Source organism: Kitasatospora sp. NBC_01250, from assembly GCF_036226465.1.
In the GTDB taxonomy this organism is placed as follows: Bacteria; Actinomycetota; Actinomycetes; order Streptomycetales; family Streptomycetaceae; genus Kitasatospora.
In genome coordinates this window covers 2,200,419-2,216,752 of sequence record NZ_CP108476.1, presented here as the reverse complement: position 1 = coordinate 2,216,752, position 16,334 = coordinate 2,200,419, and the positions used below count along the sequence as shown (strand labels likewise).

At 74.7% G+C, this 16,334-nt stretch carries 14 protein-coding genes; 10 read left to right on the top strand and 4 right to left on the bottom strand.

What is annotated here, in order from left to right; all coding sequences use genetic code 11:
* Nucleotides 1-125: 125 nt before the first annotated feature.
* From OG500_RS09050 to OG500_RS09025, 6 genes are all read left to right on the top strand, one after another.
* Entirely contained in the window at nt 126-1,712 is a 1,587-nt protein-coding gene (locus tag OG500_RS09050; protein ID WP_329578437.1) for a flavin-containing monooxygenase, read from the top strand.
* The gene (locus OG500_RS09045; protein WP_329578434.1) at nt 1,709-2,629 is read left to right on the top strand and encodes an alpha/beta fold hydrolase; all 921 of its coding nucleotides are present in this window, start codon (nt 1,709-1,711) and stop codon (nt 2,627-2,629) included. Before OG500_RS09050 ends, OG500_RS09045 begins: the two co-directional genes overlap by 4 nt.
* A complete protein-coding gene (locus OG500_RS09040) occupies nt 2,626-3,516 on the top strand; it encodes an SDR family oxidoreductase (RefSeq protein WP_327065990.1) in 891 nt (296 codons plus the stop codon). Before OG500_RS09045 ends, OG500_RS09040 begins: the two co-directional genes overlap by 4 nt.
* 89 nt (nt 3,517-3,605) lie before the next feature.
* Nucleotides 3,606-4,655, top strand: coding sequence for a glycosyltransferase family 2 protein (locus tag OG500_RS09035; RefSeq protein WP_327065989.1), 1,050 nt, complete (start codon nt 3,606-3,608; stop codon nt 4,653-4,655).
* A 117-nt stretch (nt 4,656-4,772) separates the two neighbouring features.
* A complete protein-coding gene (locus OG500_RS09030; RefSeq protein ID WP_327065988.1) occupies nt 4,773-5,546 on the top strand; it encodes an SDR family NAD(P)-dependent oxidoreductase in 774 nt (257 codons plus the stop codon).
* 112 nt (nt 5,547-5,658) lie between these two features.
* A complete protein-coding gene (locus OG500_RS09025; protein WP_329578430.1) occupies nt 5,659-7,530 on the top strand; it encodes an ABC transporter ATP-binding protein in 1,872 nt (623 codons plus the stop codon).
* On the opposite strand, the gene OG500_RS09020 is transcribed toward OG500_RS09025, so the two are convergent.
* Together OG500_RS09020 and OG500_RS09015 are read right to left on the bottom strand one after the other, a co-directional pair.
* Nucleotides 7,503-8,171 carry a lysophospholipid acyltransferase family protein gene (locus tag OG500_RS09020; RefSeq protein WP_327065986.1) on the bottom strand — a complete coding sequence of 223 codons (669 nt, stop codon included), beginning with the start codon at nt 8,169-8,171 and terminating at the stop codon, nt 7,503-7,505. The genes OG500_RS09025 and OG500_RS09020 overlap by 28 nt on opposite strands.
* A 126-nt stretch (nt 8,172-8,297) precedes the next feature.
* A complete protein-coding gene (locus OG500_RS09015; protein WP_329578428.1) occupies nt 8,298-9,359 on the bottom strand; it encodes a glycosyltransferase family 2 protein in 1,062 nt (353 codons plus the stop codon).
* A gap of 617 nt (nt 9,360-9,976) precedes the next feature.
* Between OG500_RS09015 and OG500_RS09010 the strand changes: the two genes are divergently transcribed.
* From OG500_RS09010 to OG500_RS09000, 3 genes are all read left to right on the top strand, one after another.
* Nucleotides 9,977-10,243, top strand: coding sequence for a hypothetical protein (locus tag OG500_RS09010; protein ID WP_327065984.1), 267 nt, complete (start codon nt 9,977-9,979; stop codon nt 10,241-10,243).
* Between the two features lie 101 nt (nt 10,244-10,344).
* Entirely contained in the window at nt 10,345-10,767 is a 423-nt protein-coding gene (locus OG500_RS09005) for a YjbQ family protein (RefSeq protein ID WP_327065983.1), read from the top strand.
* 15 nt (nt 10,768-10,782) lie between these two features.
* Nucleotides 10,783-10,992: a hypothetical protein gene (locus tag OG500_RS09000; RefSeq protein WP_442789127.1), complete on the top strand. Its 210-nt coding sequence runs from the start codon at nt 10,783-10,785 to the stop codon at nt 10,990-10,992.
* 13 nt (nt 10,993-11,005) lie between these two features.
* Here OG500_RS09000 and OG500_RS08995 read toward each other — a convergent pair whose 3' ends face one another.
* Together OG500_RS08995 and OG500_RS08990 are read right to left on the bottom strand one after the other, a co-directional pair.
* Nucleotides 11,006-14,167, bottom strand: coding sequence for an SMC family ATPase (locus OG500_RS08995; RefSeq protein WP_327065981.1), 3,162 nt, complete (start codon nt 14,165-14,167; stop codon nt 11,006-11,008).
* Complete coding sequence (locus OG500_RS08990) at nt 14,164-15,333, bottom strand: exonuclease SbcCD subunit D (protein WP_327065980.1); 1,170 nt, start codon at nt 15,331-15,333, stop codon at nt 14,164-14,166. Before OG500_RS08990 ends, OG500_RS08995 begins: the two co-directional genes overlap by 4 nt.
* Nucleotides 15,334-15,597: 264 nt before the next feature.
* Between OG500_RS08990 and OG500_RS08985 the strand changes: the two genes are divergently transcribed.
* Nucleotides 15,598-16,206 carry a hypothetical protein gene (locus tag OG500_RS08985; RefSeq protein WP_327065979.1) on the top strand — a complete coding sequence of 203 codons (609 nt, stop codon included), beginning with the start codon at nt 15,598-15,600 and terminating at the stop codon, nt 16,204-16,206.
* The last annotated feature ends 128 nt before the right edge of the window (nt 16,207-16,334 follow it).

The window sequence follows — 16,334 nt, the reverse complement described above, 5'->3', positions numbered from 1 at the left end:
CGGAACCGGCGCGGTCGGACGTCTTCCTAGACACGCTGTCAACAGCTACCCTGCCAATCATGCCAGTAATCACTGGCGCGATTGATCCTCATACGCTTAGGCGTCCCCGAGAGAGGACTCGCCGCATGGCTGCCAGCAAGTCCGCGCAACGCACCCGGCCCAAGGCGCCCGACGCCACCCAGCATGTCGCCGTCGCCGTGATCGGCTCGGGCTTCGGCGGCATCGGCGCCGGCGTCCGGCTGCGCCGCGCCGGGATCACCGACTTCGTGATCCTGGAGCGCGCCGGCTCGGTCGGCGGCACCTGGCGGGACAACAGCTACCCCGGCTGCGCCTGCGACGTGCCCTCGCACCTCTACTCCTTCTCCTTCGCACTCAACCCCGACTGGCCGCGCAGCTTCTCCGGCCAGGGCGACATCCGCGCCTACCTGGAGCAGGTCACCGACACCTTCGGCCTGCGCCCGCACCTGCGCTTCCATCACGAGGTCACCGAGGCCCGCTGGGAGAGCGCGCACACCCGCTGGCGGATCACCACCACCGGCGGGGAGTGGACCGCCGACGCGCTGGTCTCCGCCACCGGCCCGCTCTCCGACCCGCAGATCCCCGAGCTGCCGGGCCTGGACGCCTTCCCCGGGCAGGTCTTCCACTCCTCGCAGTGGGACCACGGGCTGGACCTCGCCGGCAAGCGGGTCGCGGTGGTCGGCACCGGCGCCTCGGCGGTCCAGATCGTGCCCGAGATCCAGCCGAAGGCGGCCCGCCTCACGCTCTTCCAGCGCACCCCCGGCTGGGTGCTGCCGAAGCTGGACCGGGAGATCAGCGCCCTGGAGAAGCGGTTGCACCGCGCGGTGCCGGCCACCACCGCGCTGCGCCGGGCGGCGCTGTTCGCGGTCCGCGAGCTGCAGGTGGACGCCTTCGTGCGCCGCCCTGGCACGCTGAAGCTGGTCCAGAAGCTCGCCCTGCGGCACCTGGCCCAGCAGGTCGGCGACCCCGCGCTGCGGGCCAGGCTCACCCCCGACTACCGGATCGGCTGCAAGCGGATCCTGCTCAGCCAGACCTACTACCCGGCGCTGGCCGCACCCAACAGCGAGGTGACCGCGGGGCTGCGCGAGGTGCGCGGCTCGACCCTGGTGGCCGCCGACGGCAGCGAGCACCAGGCCGACGTGATCATCTTCGGCACCGGCTTCCATGTCACCGACATGCCGATCGGCGCCCGGGTCTTCGGCGCCGACGGGCGCAACCTGGCCGAGGTGTGGAAGGAGGGCATGGAGGCGCTGCGCGGCTCCACCGTGCGCGGCTTCCCCAACCTCTTCTTCGTGATCGGCCCCAACACGGGCCTGGGCAACAGCTCGATGATCCTGATGATCGAGTCGCAGCTGAACTACCTCGTCGACGCGCTGACCACACTGCGCTCGGTGGGCGCGACGGCCCTGCAGCCCACCGAGCGCGCCCAGCGGCACTGGAACCAGCGGCTCCAGCACCGGATGTCGCGCACGGTGTGGACCACCGGCGGCTGCCGCAGCTGGTACCTGACCGAGGACGGCAAGAACACCACGCTCTGGCCCGGCTCCACCGGCGCCTTCCGCCGCGCCACCCGCCGCGTCGACCTGGCCGAGTACGAGCTGATCAAGCGCCGGCTGCCCGCCACCGCCGCTGCCGAGGCCACCGCCACCGCCGCTGCCGACGCCGACGCCGACGCCGAGGAGGTCCGCGCGTGAGCCGGTCCGAATTCGTCCTGCCCGAGCCGGTGCAGCGGCTGCGGGTGCGCTCCGCCGACGGCAGCTGGCTGAACGCCGAGACCTTCGGCCCGTCCGGGTCGCCGATCGTGGTGCTGGTGCACGGCTGGACCTGCAACACCGCCTTCTGGGCCCCGGTGGTGCACCGGCTGGCCGCCGACCACCAGGTGATCGCCTACGACCAGCGCGGCCACGGCCGCAGCGACATCCCGGTCGGCAGAGCCGGCTACAGCACCAGAGCGCTGGCCGAGGACCTGCAGGCCGTGGTCACCCGGCTCGTCCCCGAGGGCCGGCGGGCCGTGCTGGCCGGCCACAGCATGGGCGGGATGACCGTCATGGCGGCCGGCGGGCGCCGCGCGGTGGCCGCGCGGACGGCGGCGGTGCTGCTGTGCAGCACCGGCGCGAGCGACCTCACCGACCACCTGCGGGTGCTGCCGCCCTTCGTCCGCCCGCCCGCGCTGCGCCGGGCGCTGCACCGGCACGTGCTGCAGTCCGCCCTGCCGATGGGGCCGGTCAGCGCGCTCTCCAAGGCGCTGCTCAAGCAGGGCACGATGGGCCCGGGCGCGACCGCCGCACAGGTCGCCGCCTGCGCCGAGATCGTGCACGCCTGCCCCGCCGGGGTGCGCTCGGGCGCCGCGCGGATGCTCGGCGACCTGGACGTGCGCCCCGGTCTGACGATGCTGGAGGCGCCCACCGCGATCATGGTCGGCAGCCGTGACAAGCTCACCCCGCCGCCGCACGCGCACGCCATGTACGCCGCACTGCGCCGCCCCGACGGCCTGCAGGAACTGCCGGGCGTCGGCCACATGGCGCCGATCGAACGCCCCGACGAGGTCGCCGCGGAGCTCCGCCGCCTCGTGCGCACCCATCTGACCAGCGAGAGGACCGAAGTCGCATGACCGTTCCGCCGTTGCACGCACAGGTCGTCGTCGTCACCGGCGCGGCCCGGGGGCTGGGGGCGCTGATGGCCCGCAAGCTGGCCGATCGCGGCGCCCGGGTGGCGCTGGTCGGCCTGGAGCCGGCCGAACTCAAGACGGTCGCCGAGCAGTGCGGCCCCGAGGCCTCCGCCTGGGAGGCCGACGTCACCGACCTGGTCGCGCTCAGCGCGGTGGCCCAGCAGGTCAAGGAGCGGTACGGGCGGATCGACACGGTGGTGGCCAACGCCGGCATCGCGATCGGCGGCCCGCTGCTGGACAGCGATCCGGCGGCCTACAACCGGGTGATCGAGGTCAACCTGCTCGGCAGCGTGACCACCGCGCGGGCCTTCCTACCCGCGCTGATCGAGAGCCAGGGCTACCTGCTGCAGATCGCCTCGCTGGCCGCGATCACCCCCGCGCCGCTGATGAGCGCCTACTGCGCGAGCAAGGCGGGCGTCGAGGCGTTCGCCCATGCGCTGCGCGCCGAGGTCGCGTACCAGCAGGTGCGGGTCGGGGTCGGCTACCTGAGCTGGACCGACACCGACATGGTGCGCGGGGCCGACCAGGACGACGTGCTGCGCGAGATGCGGGCCAAGCTGCCCTGGCCGGCCAACCGCACCTACCCGATCGAGCCGGCCGTGGACCGGCTGGTGGCCGGCATCGCCCGCCGCTCGGCGCACGTCTACGCCCAGGCCTGGCTGCGCGGCATGCAGCCGGTCCGCTGGCTGCTGCCGCCGCTGGTCGCCGCGGTCGGCTCCCGCGAGGTGGCCCGCCTCGCGCCCCGGCTGGCGGCCACCGCCGCGGCCCGGCTGCGCCCGGTCGGCGCGGGCGGGGCGGCCGACGAGGCCTCGCGCAGCGTGCGGGGGTAGCTCCTGTCGGCGACGGTGGGCGGGGGAGGAGGCGACGGGCCGGACGGTAGGATCTGGGCACACCCCTGATCGAAAGGCCCGCGCAGCCGATGGCCCCCCGCCTGTCCGTCGTCGTCCCGATCTACAACGTCGAGCGCTACCTCCAGGAGTGCCTCGACTCGATCGCCGCCCAGACGTTCCGCGACTTCGAGTGCGTCATGGTGGACGACGGCTCGACCGACTCCAGTGCGGCGATCGCCGAGGCGTTCGCCGCCGAGGACGCGCGGTTCCGGCTGGTCCGCCAGCAGAACAAGGGCCTCGGCGCGGCCCGCAACACCGGCTGGCGCAACCTGACCGAGGGCACCGAGTTCCTGGCCTTCGTGGACAGCGACGACAGCCTGCCGCCCGGCGCCTACCAGCTGATGATCAGCACGCTGGAGCAGACCGGCTCGGACTTCGTGGCCGGCAACGTGCTGCGGTTCCGCTCGACCGGCTCCTACCAGTCGAACGCGCACGTCAAGCCGTTCCGGCAGACCCGCCTCAAGACCCACGTGACCGAGCTCCCGGCGCTGGTCACCGACCGCACCGCGTGGAACAAGGTCTACCGGCGCGGCTTCTTCGACGCGGCCGGCATCCGCTACCCCGAGGGCATCCTCTACGAGGACGCCCCGGTCAGCGTGCCGCACCACTACCTCGCGGTCAGCGTGGACGTGCTCGCCGACCACATCTACCACTGGCGCGAGCGCGAGCTGGACGATCCGTCGATCACCCAGGGGCGCACCAACCCGCGCGGGCTGGCCGACCGGGTCCGCTCGATGGAGCTGGTCCGCGAGTGGCTGCTGGCCCGCCCCGAGCCGAAGTTCCGCGAGTACCTGCGCTCCTACGACCAGAACTGCCTGGTCGAGGAGATCCCGATGTTCTTCTGGTGGGTGCCGGACGGCGACCGGGCCTACCGCGCGGTCTACCAGGAGCACGTCAGCCGGCTGCTGCGGCTGATCGGCACCGACCGGCTGCGCGCGCTGCGCGCCCCGCTACGGGTCAAGTACCAGCTGACGCTGGCGAACCGGATGGAGGAGTTCGTCGCGCTGCAGCGGGTGCACCGCGCCTACCGGCGCCGGGTGACCCGGCTCAAGGCCCGCGCGGCCGCGGCCCGGGGCTGACGGTTCGGGGCTGAAGACTCGGGCCTGACCGTCCGGGGCGGACGGCCCGGGCCCCGCTGGACCGTCGGGCACGGACCCTGACTGCCCATCAGCGGCGCGACCCGCTACGGTCGCGCCATGACAACTGCCCTCATCACCGGCGCGACCGCCGGAATCGGTGCCGCCTTCGCCCGCCGCCTGGCCAAGGACGGCCACGACCTGGTGCTGGTCGCCCGCGACACCAAGCGGCTGACCGAGGCCGCCGCGGAGCTGGAGTCCCGCTTCGGCGTGCACGCCGAGGTGCTCACCGCCGACCTGGCCACCGAGGAGGGGATCGGCGCGGTCGAGCAGCGCCTCTCGGACGGCGAGCGGCCGGTCGGCATCCTGGTCAACAACGCCGGCTTCGGCAACCGCGGCAGCTACCTGAGCGTCCCGCTGGAGCAGGAGCTGGAGATGGTCAAGGTGCACATCGAGGCGGTGCTGCGGCTGACCAGCGCGGCGCTGCCCGGGATGCGCGAGCGCGGCTTCGGCGGGGTGGTGAACGTCGCCTCGGTGGCGGCCTTCGTGCCCCGCGGCACCTACGGGGCGAGCAAGGCCTGGATGGTCAACTTCACCCAGGGCGTGGCGCGCGACCTGGCCGGCAGCGGTGTGCGGCTGCTGGCGCTGTGCCCCGGCTTCACCCGCACCGAGTTCCACCAGCGGGCCGGGATGGGCACCAAGAACGTGCCGGCCTGGGGCTGGCTGTCCGCGGAGCGGGTGGTGGACGAGGCGTTGCGCGACCTGGCCCGGGGGCGGACCCTGTCGGTGCCGAGCAAGCGCTACAAGGCCGTGGTGGCCCTGGCCCGGATCCTGCCGGCCGGCCGCTTCGGCGGGATCTCCACCAAGGCGGCGCGCAGCTACGGCACGGACTGATCCGGGGCGCACGGAATGCGGGTGGTGCGCCACTGGTTTTCGGGGATAGCTCATTATTAGCTCACCTAACAATGAGCTATCCTCGCCATGTCGCCTTCCGCTTGGAGGTTCCATGAGGCCCGACAGAATCGACTGGACGCCGCCCACCCGCGATCCGGACCAGCCGCGCCCGCCGGCGCAGCTGCGCCGGATCCTGGCGCTGTTCCGCCCCTACCGCGGACGCCTGGCCGTGGTCGGGCTGCTGGTCGCGGCCTCGGCCGTGGTCTCGGTGGCCACCCCGTTCCTGCTGCGCGCCGTGCTCGACGTGGCGATCCCGCAGGGCCGCACCGGGCTGCTGAGCCTGCTGGCGCTCGGCATGATCGCCGCCGCCGTGGTCAACAGCGTCTTCAACGTGCTGCAGACGCTGATCTCCACCACGGTCGGCCAGCGGGTCATGCACGACCTGCGCACCGGCGTCTACAGCCACCTGCAGCGGATGTCGCTGGCCTTCTTCACCCGCACCCGCACCGGCGAGGTGCAGTCCAGGATCGCCAACGACATCGGCGGCATGCAGTCCACCGTCACCTCCACCGCCACCTCGCTGGTCTCCAACCTGACCAGCGTGGTGGCCACCGTGGTCGCCATGGTCGCGCTCGACTGGCGGCTGACCGTGGTCTCGCTGCTGCTGCTCCCGCTCTTCGTCTGGATCAGCCGCCGGGTGGGCAACGAGCGCCGCCGGATCACCACCGAGCGCCAGCGGCAGCTCGCCAGGCTCTCCTCCGCCGTGCAGGAGTCGCTCTCGGTCAGCGGCATCCTGCTCGGCCGCACCATGGGCCGCGCCGACTCGCTGGCCCGGGACTTCACCCGGCAGAGCGACGAGCTGGCCGAGCTGGAGGTGCGCTCCAGCATGGCCGGGCGCTGGCGGATGAACGTGATCCAGATCGTGATGTCCGCGATGCCCGCGGTGGTCTACTGGGCGGCCGGCCTGACCGCCGGCGGCGGGGCGCCGATCGTCTCGATCGGCACCCTGGTCGCCTTCGTGACCCTGCAGCAGGCGCTCTTCCGCCCGTCCGTCCAGCTGCTCTCCACCGGCGTGGACGTGCAGACCTCGCTCGCGCTGTTCCAGCGGATCTTCGAGTACCTCGACCTGCCGGTGGAGATCGACGAGCCGGCCGACCCGGTGCGCCTGCCCGCGGTGCGCGGCGAGGTGCGCTTCGAGCACGTGGACTTCGGCTACGACCCCGAGCGCCCGGCCGGAACGCTGGCCGACATCGACCTGACGGTGCCGGCCGGCACCTCGCTGGCGCTGGTCGGGGAGACCGGCTCGGGCAAGACCTCGCTCAGCTACCTGGTGCCCCGGCTCTACGACGTCACCGGCGGCCGGGTCGCCATCGACGGCGTGGACGTGCGCGAGCTGGCCTTCGAGACGCTGTCGGCGACGGTCGGCGTGGTCTCCCAGGAGACCTACCTCTTCCACGCCTCGGTCGCCGAGAACCTGCGCTTCGCCAAGCCCGAGGCCACCGACGAGGAGCTGGTCGAGGCCGCCCGGGCGGCCCAGATCCACGACCACATCGCGGGCCTGCCGGACGGCTACGACACCCTGGTCGGCGAGCGCGGCTACCGCTTCTCCGGCGGCGAGAAGCAGCGCCTGGCGATCGCCCGGACCGTCCTGCGCAACCCGCCGGTGCTGATCCTGGACGAGGCCACCAGCGCGCTGGACAACCAGACCGAGCAGGCCGTGCAGCAGGCGATCGACGCCCTGGCGGCGGGCCGCACCACGATCACCATCGCGCACCGGCTCTCCACCGTGCGCCGGGCCGACCAGATCGCGGTGCTGGACCACGGCCGGGTCGTCGAGCTCGGCACCCACGAGGAGCTGGTGGCGCTGGACGGCCGCTACGCCGCGCTGCTGCGCCGCGAGGCGCCCACTGATGCGGCCGGGGCCGCCGGGGTGGCGGCGGCGGTCGAGCCGGAGCTTCAGGCGGCCTTCGGCACCTCGTTGTAGACCTCGGCGGGCTCTTGGCCGGAGAGCTGCTGGATGGCCTGCATGATCTCGTCGGTCACCTGGCGGCGGACCCGGGCCGAGCCGGCCTGGCCGTGCAGGGCGGCGAAGTCCAGCGGCTCGCCGAACTTCACCGTCACCTTGCGCAGCCGGGGCCGGCGCTTGCCCACCGGCAGGATCTTCTCGGTGCCCGCCAGCGCCACCGGCACCACCGGCACGCCCGCGGTCAGCGCCAGCCAGGCCACGCCGGTCTTGCCCCGGTAGAGCCGGCCGTCCAGCGAGCGGGTGCCCTCGGGGTAGATGCCGAAGGCCCGGCCCTCCTCGAGGATCTCCAGGGCGGCGTTGAGCGCGGCCTGCGCCAGGTGGGCCTCGCCGCGCTGGACCGGGACGGCGTCGATGGCGTGGAAGAACGAGCGGGAGAGCCGCCCCTTGAAGCCGGTGCCCGTGAAGTACTCGGCCTTCGCCAGGAAGCTGATCGGCCGCGGGGCGGTCAGCGGGATCACCACGCTGTCGATGAACGACAGGTGGTTGATCGCCAGGATCACCCCGCCCTTGCGCGGTACCTGGTCAAGACCCTCGATGACCGGCCGGTAGAGCGCCTTCGCCAGCGGCTTGAGCACCAGCTTGGTGATGATCTTGATCATGGACCCTCCCCGGGGCGCCGGGCCCGCGTAGCTCGATTCTCCCGGCTGGCGAACGTTCTGGAATGACCTTTCATACCATCAGTACGACCGGAGGCCACAGTCGAGCAGGGAGCCCCGGGGCGTGCGCTACCGCGCGCCGAGGCCCTTGCGCACGCCGGCCTTGAGGGTGCGGGGCAGCCGGGCGGCGCGGCGCAGCTCGTCGTAGCCGCGCCAGGAGTCGCGGGCCGCCAGCCGGTACTGCAGGCCGCCCACCCCGCCGGGGTAGCGGTAGCCGGCCGGGCGGTGGGCGGCGAAGTGTGCGGCGATCCGGCCGAAGAAGTCGCGGCGCAGCTCGGCGGGGACCAGTCCCGGGGTGTCGTAGATGGTCAGCGCCTGCTTGACGGTCCGCTCGAAGACCAGGGTGCGCAGGTCGTCCGCCTCCGGGTGGCGGTCCAGGAAGGCGAAGATCGCGTCGTACTGGGCGAAGGCGTCGGCGTGCTTGGCGGAGGAGGTGGCGGTGATCGCGCCGGGCCGGCCGCGGCGGTAGTTGTAGCAGGAGCGGTCGAGGTAGCGCAGCCGGCCGGCGGTCAGCAGGGCCGGGTAGGTGACCGAGATGTCCTCGTAGAAGCCGCGCCCGAAGGAGACCTGCAGGCCGTCCAGGAAGGCGCGGCGGAAGACCTTGTTCCAGACCGAGAGCACGGTGCGCAGCAGCGGCCGGTGCTCGCGCAGCGTGCAGCCCTCGGCGCTCTCCAGCGGGGAGCCCGCCAGCAGGTGGCGCCAGGGGTTGGGCTCGGTGCTGTCGTCGGGGTAGACGTGGCTGAAGCCGGTGATCAGCACGTCCAGCGGGGTGCCGCCGGCCGCCGCGCGCTCGCGTTCGGCCCGCAGCTCGGCCAGCACGGCGGTGAGGGCGCCCTCGGGGAGCCAGTCGTCGCTGTCCACGCACCAGAGGTACTCGCCGCGCGCCTCGGGCAGCGCGGCGATCCGGGCGCCGCCCAGGCCCTGGTTCTCGGCCAGGTGCAGCACCCGCAGGCGGGAGTCGCGGGCGGCGTACGCGTCGAGGATCGCGCCGCAGTCGTCGGGGGAGCGGTCGTCGACCGCGATCACCTCGAAGTCGGTGGCCTCCTGCCCGTCGAGCAGCGAGTCCAGGCAGCGGGGCAGGAAGCGCTCCACGCCATGGACGGGTACGACGATGCTGAGGAGGACTGGCACGTCGGCCACTGTACAGAGGCGCCGGTGCCGCGCCGGGAGCGGGCGGCACCGGCGACCGTTGGCGGCCTGGCCGACCCTCAACGGCCGGCCGCCGATCCTCCACTGCCTGAAGCCTGGCCGCCGCACCATTGGGGAGGCCTGACAGTGGACTCAGGAAGTGGTGGAAGCTGAGCTGGAGGCTCAGTGGTCGTGCGTGTCATGTTTTGTGTTCATCAGTCGAACGCTCAGGTCGGCTGGACGGCGACTGAAGCCACTGTGACAGATACTGCTTGGACGGATCGAGCCCGTCAATCCCCCGCAAGTATTCAGTTTCCGAACGATCTGGGGGCCGTCGTCGGCGGCCTGGCGGCCCGGGCGCCCCGCAGGCGGGGTTCTCGTGACGGCGGGGCTGACGTACCGTGGCCTTGACGCTTCGTCAGCGGCTCGGATCGCGTGCGGGTTTCGGTCGGGTTTGCCCGTATCGATGCCCAGTCGTGACCGAGCCAGGGGTCCCTGGTGCCACGTGAGTTGTCATCACACGATACGGTGGCAGAACTCCAGGACGGTTGCGTGAGGACCGTCCCTCCCGGATAGTCTTCGCCTCACGGCCCTGGCGCCTCGTAGGGGTGGGAATAGTCATGGAACAGTTGCAAGTGCGGAACAGGCCCCGCGTGCCGGCCATTCAGTGCGGCGTGGGCACGACCGGGCGGCGGATCGAGCGCCACCTGTCCGTACTCGGCGCGCCCGCCGTTCCCGCGGTCGACACCGCGGAGGCCCTCGGCCTGATAAGGGAGCTGACGCCCCGCGGCGTGAGCCCGCACGCGGCCCCGCGCCGCACCACCCGGGTGCTGCTGCTGGCCCCGCTGCGCCGCCTCAAGCGCAGCCTCTTCGGGAGCCGCCACTAGGGCTTGCCCCAGGGCCTGTCCGGCCTCGACGGACGACCTCCGGTGCCCGGTCGGGCAGGCGGAGGTTGTCCCGCACCGGTGTCGCAGCGCAGGATGGCGCCATGGCCGACACGTTCCAGACCCGGACCTTCGAGATCGTGACCGGCGACCGCGAGGTCGCCCTGGACATCACCGAGCGCTGTGCGGACTTCCTCGCCGAGGCGGCGGCCGGACGCGACGGGCTGTTGAACGTCTTCGTCCCGCACGCCACGGCCGGTGTCGCCGTGCTGGAGACCGGCGCCGGCAGTGACGACGACCTGCTCGCGGTGCTGCGCGACCTGCTGCCGCCCGACGACCGCTGGCGCCACCGCCACGGCAGCCCGGGCCACGGTCGCGACCACGTGCTCCCCGGCCTGGTGGCCCCGCACGCCACGCTGCCGGTGATCGGGGGGCGGATGGCGCTCGGGGTCTGGCAGTCGGTGGTGCTGATCGACACCAACGGGGACAACCCGCGCCGCACGGTGCGGCTCTCCTTCCTGGGCTGAGCGAGGATGGACCGCATGTCCGACGACGATGCCGCCTACTGTCCCGCCCCCGCCGCGGCCGACGCCGCGCTGAGCGCGCTCGCCCCCGCCGAGCCCGGCGCCGGCCCCCGGGCGGACTGCGTGCTGTGCGGCGAGGCCACCGAGTACCCGGCGGGCACCCCCGGCAGCACCCTGTGCGCCCGCTGCGCCTGGCAGCAGGCCCAGCGCGGGGCCTGCTCGGGCTGAGCCCCCTGGTCGGCTAGCCCTCTTCCGGGCCGGTGAGGTGCAGGGTGGAGCCGTGCCGGGTCTTGCGGACCAGGAGCTGGGCGGGGACGCGCTGGCGCAGGTCGGCGACGTGGCTGACGATGCCGACCGCGCGGTCGCGCTCGCGCAGCCCGTCCAGCACGTCCATCACCTCCTCCAGCGCCTGCTCGTCCAGGGTGCCGAAGCCCTCGTCGATGAAGAGGGTGTCCAGCGGCATGCCGCCCGCCTCGTCGGTGACCACGTCGGCCAGGCCCAGGGCCAGCGCGAGGGAGGCGAAGAAGCTCTCGCCGCCGGAGAGGGTGGCGGTGTCCCGCTCGGTGCCCGTCCAGGCGTCGACCACCAGCAGGGACAGGCCGGAGCGCCGGCCGCCCGGGCCGCGTTCGTCGCTGTGCACCAGGGTGTAGCGCCCGCCCGACATCCGGACCAGGCGGGTGCTGGCGGCTGCCGCGACCTGTTCCAGGCGCGCGGCCAGCACGTAGGACTCCAGGCGCATCTTGAGCCGGTTGTCGCCGCTGGTGCCGCCGGCCAGCTGGGCGAGCCGGCTGATCTCGCCGAAGGCGGTCAGCCGGGGCGCCAGGTCGCGGGCCAGCTCGGCCAGCCGGTGGCCGAGGCCGGCCAGCTCGTGGCGGCGCTCGCGGGCGGCGTGCTCGGCGGCGGCAGCGGTCCGCAGCGCGCCGGTGGCCGTGGCCAGCACCTGCTGCGCCCGCGCGGGATCGGCCGGCGGCAGCGCGGCGGCGGCCACCAGCTCGGGACGGCCCAGCTCGTCGGCGACGGCGCGGCGCTCGGCCGCGCGCTCGGTGAGGCGTCGGCGCAGCGCCGCCAGCTGCTCGGCGGGCAGCGCGGCCGCCGCTGCCTCGTCCGCCGTGGCGAAGCCGGCGGTGCGGGCGGTCAGGGCCAGCTCCTGCTCGGCCTCGCGCAGTTGCTCGGCGGCCTGTTCGGCCGCCCGGTCGGCCTGGACGGCGGCGGCCAGCGCCTGCGCCAGGCGGCCCAGCCGCTCGGCGCGGGCGGCCACCGAGGGGGCGTCGCCGCGGGCCTCGGCGACCCGCTCCGCCAGCTCGGCCCGCTCGGCGGCCAGCGCGTCCAGCCGGGCGGTGCCGGCCGCCACCCGCTCGCGGCTCTCGTGCAGCTGGGCGCTGTACCGCTGCTCCTGCTGCTCCAGCCGCTCGCGCTGCTGGAGCAGCACGGTCAGCTGCTCGGCGGCCTGCAGCTCGCCGCGCAGCTGCCGGGTCAGCTCGTCGAGCTGCCCGGCCAGCACGGCGACGGGCTGCTCGCCCGCCGTGGCGTCGGCCGCGGCGGCAGCCACCCGGAGCCTGGTCAGCTCCGTCTCGGCGCCGGCGAGTGCGCGCTCGGCGCGCTGCTGGGCCGCGGCGGCGGCCTGCTCGTCGGCCTCCCGGACCGGGGCACCGGCCGGGGCGGCGGGCGCCGGGTGCTCGGTCGAGCCGCAGACCAGGCAGGCCTCGCCGCCGCGCAGGCGGTCGGCCAGTTCCGCGGCGATCCCGTCCAAGCGGCGCCGGCGCAGCTCCAGGCCGTGCTCGCGGGCGTCCAGCGCATGCTGCCGGTGGTCCAGCAGGGCGCGCTCGGCCTCGGCGGTCGCGGTGCGCAGCTCGTCGCGCCGGTGCGCGGCGGCCAGCCGCTGCTCGGCCTCGGTGCGCTGGGCGCGCAGCTGCTCGGCGCGGGCGGCGGCACCACGGGCGGTCTCCTCGCGCTGCCGGCGCTCCTCGGCCTCGGCCTGCTCGGTGGCGAGCCAGCGCTCGGCCTCCTGCGCGGCCTCCTCGGCCCGGCGCAGCTCGGCGGCCTCCCGCTGCCCGTCGGCGGTCAGCGCGGCGGCGCGGCGCTCGTCGGCGGTCGCCGACTCCAGCCGCCCGATCGCGGCGCTGGTCGCGGCCTCGGCCGCGACCAGCCGCTCGACGGGGGCCGCGGCGTCGGCCGCGCTCTGGGGTGCGCTTGGGGGGGTGTCGGGGGCGCCCGGCTGGCCCGCCGCACTCCACAGCGGCGCCAGCGCGCGCCGGGCGGCCTGCGCGGCCTGCCCGGCGCGGTGGTGCGCCGTCGTGGCGGCCGAGCGGCGGCGCAGCGCGGACTCCACCGTGAGCGCGGCCTGGGCCAGGGTCAGCCGTTGCTGCTCGGTGTTCTCCTGGTCCAGCGTCCGGGCCAGATCGGCGGAGCGGCGCAGTGCCTCGGCGTGCCGCCGCTGCCGGGCCGCCAGCTCCTGGTGGGCGGCGAGCGCCTGCTCGGCGTCCCGGTGGCGGGCCTCGGCCGTGCCGAGCGCGACGGTGGCGGCGGTGTGCGTCTCGGCGGCCTCGCAGCGCAGCAGCGCGGCCCAGCCCAGGGCGGCCTGGGCCAGGTCCGGCTCGGCGGCCCGCGCCGCCGCCTGCCCGGTGGCCGACTGCTGGGGGATGGCCGCCCGGCGCCGGGTGCCGTCCTCGGGGTGCGGCTCGGCGTCGGCGGGCAGCCACTGCTCCGCCGGGTGGGCGGTGCGGCCGGCCGCCTGCTCGGTGCGTCCGACCAGCTCGCGCAGCCGGCGCCGGTCGGCCTGGACGGCCGCCTCGTGCTCGCGGCGGCGCTCGGTCAGCCAGGACTCCACCCGGCGGTAGCGCTCGGTGTCGAAGAGCCGGCCGAGCAGCTCGGCGCGCTGGGTGGCGTCCGCCTTGAGGAACCGGGCGAAGTCGCCCTGCGGCAGCAGCACCACCTGGCAGAACTGCTCGCGGCTCATCCCGATCAGGCGCAGCAGCTCCTCGCCGGTCTCCTGGTGCGAGCGGCTGGCCGCCTGCCAGCCCGGCTGCCCCTGACCGGCGTCGGCGACCCACTCGCGCAGCAGGGTCTGGGCCTTCTCGGTGGTCCAGCCGGTGCCCTTCTTCTTGGGGCGCGGCTGCTCGGGCAGCCGGGTGATCTCCAGCCGCCGCCCGCCCAGGGTCAGCTCCAGCGTCACCGCGGTGAGCTCGTGCGGATCGGCGTGGTCGCTGCGCATCCGGTTGGCCCGGCGACTGCCGGGCAGCTCGCCGTAGAGCGCGTAGCAGACCGCGTCGAGCACGCTGCTCTTGCCCGCGCCGGTGGCGCCGCGCAGCAGGAACAGCCCGCCGGCGGCGAGCGCGTCGAAGTCCACCTGCTGGCGGCCGGCGAACGGGCCGAAGGCGGTGACGGTCAGCCGGTGCAGTCTCATCGGGGCAGCTCCGCCCGGTCCTGCTGGTCCAGCCGCACCTGCTCGAAGCCGGCGCGCAGCAGGGAGCGCTCGGCCGCGGCCAGCTCGACGCCCGGGCGGACGTGCCGCACGAAGCTCTCGGCCACCTCCAGCTCGGCGCGTCCGCGCACCCGCGCGGCGTAGGAGACGGGGGCCTCGGCGGGCTGCTCCTCCGGTTCGAAGAGCAACTGCAGGGTGTGCGGGAAGCGGCGGCGCAGCCGTTCCATCGGCTCGCTGGGGCGGCCCGGGTCGGTGAGGGTGACCTGGACCCAGGACTGCTCGTGCTCGGCGTACTCGGGCTGCTCCAGGAGCTCGTCGAGCCGGCCGCGCAGGCAGGCCAGCGGGCGCGGCACCGGGCAGTCGATCCGCTCGGCGCTGACCTCGCCGTCGGCGGCCAGGTCGACCAGCCACATGGTCTTGCGCTGGCGGGCCTCGGAGAAGGAGTAGGCGAGCGGCGAGCCGCTGTAGCGCAGGTGCGGGGCGAGGGTCTGGGCGCCGTGCAGGTGGCCTAGCGCGGCGTAGTGCACGCCGTCGAAGACGCTCGCCGGCACGCTCGCCACGCCGCCCACCGCGATGTCCCGCTCGCTGTCGCTGGGCGCGCCGCCGGTGACGAAGGCGTGCGCGAGCACCACCGCCCTGGTGCCCGCGGGGCGGGTCGCCAGATCGGCCCTGACCTGGTCCATCGCCGCGCCGAGCACGGTGGCGTGTCCGCCGCGGGCCAGCCCGAACCGCTCCCGCACCAGGGCCGGCTCCAGGTAGGGCAGCCCGTAGACCGCCACCGGGCCGTGCCGGTCGGCGAGCAGCACCGGGGTGCCGCAGCCGTCCGGGTCGGTGCGCAGGTGGATGCCGGCCCGCTGGATCAGGCCGGCGCCCACGCCCAGGCGGCGGGCCGAGTCGTGGTTGCCGCTGATGAAGACGGTGGGCACGCCCAGCTCGGCCAGCCGGTGCAGCACCTCGTCGAAGAGCGCGACCGCGTCCAGGCCGGGCAGCGCCCGGTCGTAGACATCGCCCGCGACCAGCACGGCCTCGACCTCGTGCGCCCGGACCACCGCCACCAGGTGGTCGAGGAAGGCGCGTTGGGCCTCGTGCAGGTTCTCCCGATGGAAGGAGCGGCCCAGGTGCCAGTCGGAGGTATGCAGCAGACGCATGCCGTCGACCCTAGCGGGCGGCGCCGACAAACCACGGCCACTCTTTCGGCACACTGGTCCCGGGAGCGTTCCGGCGCTCCCGCCCTGCGACCTGGGACAGGCGGTGGGCGGAGGTGCCCCAAGCGGGCGTGAGGGCTGTTCATCGACCTCCTGTTCGGGGAAGATCAACAGGTCGGACCCCGCGCGGCCCCTTGATCCCCGCGCCGGTGCCGGCCAGCGCACCACGACCACCGGCCCGGCGGGCCCGACCCCGGAGGGAGAGCTATGCAGCGGATCGAGTACAGCGCGGAAATCGCCGAGCTGCTGGGCCGCATCCGGCGCCGCCCGGCGGCGGGCTGGCCCTGGCGGCCGGGCGAGGAGGTGCCGCCGGGGCTGCCGGTGAAGCAGTCCTGGGGCTGGCTGTTCGCACCGGACGGGCGGGTGCTGACGCTGGTGAACCCCAGGGACGGGATCGTCAGCCTGCCCGGCGGTTCGCTGGAGCCCGAGGACCGCGGCGATCCGGCGGCGGCACTGGCCCGGGAGGCGGGCGAGGAGGCGCAGGCGCTGATCGGCCCCGCGCACTACCTGGGCTACCTCTACGACCGGGTCGGCTCGGCCAACGGCGGCCACGAGTGCGCCCGGGTGCGGATGGCCGCCGCGCTGCGCGCGGTCGGGGCGAGCGAGCCCGATCCGGCCTCCGGGCGGCACTACCGGCGGCTGCTGGTGGCGCCGGGCCTGGCGGTGGAGCTGCTCGGCTGGGGCCCGCCCGGTCTGCGGCAGGCCCGGGCGGCGGTGCGCGCGGCGGTGGCGCAGCTGGGGGTGCCGGCGGCGGCGAACGAGGTGATCGAGGAGCTGCCGCTGACCGGGTGCGAGGTCTTCCCGCTGGTCGGCTGAGAGCCGGACGGGCTCGGGGCCCGGCCGGGGAGCGCCGGTCCTGGCGCGGTACTCACACCTGTGGGCGTTCCGGGCGGGCGGTGTGCGCGTTTCGGGTGAGCCGTGCGGGCCGGTCGGCTAGGGTCGGT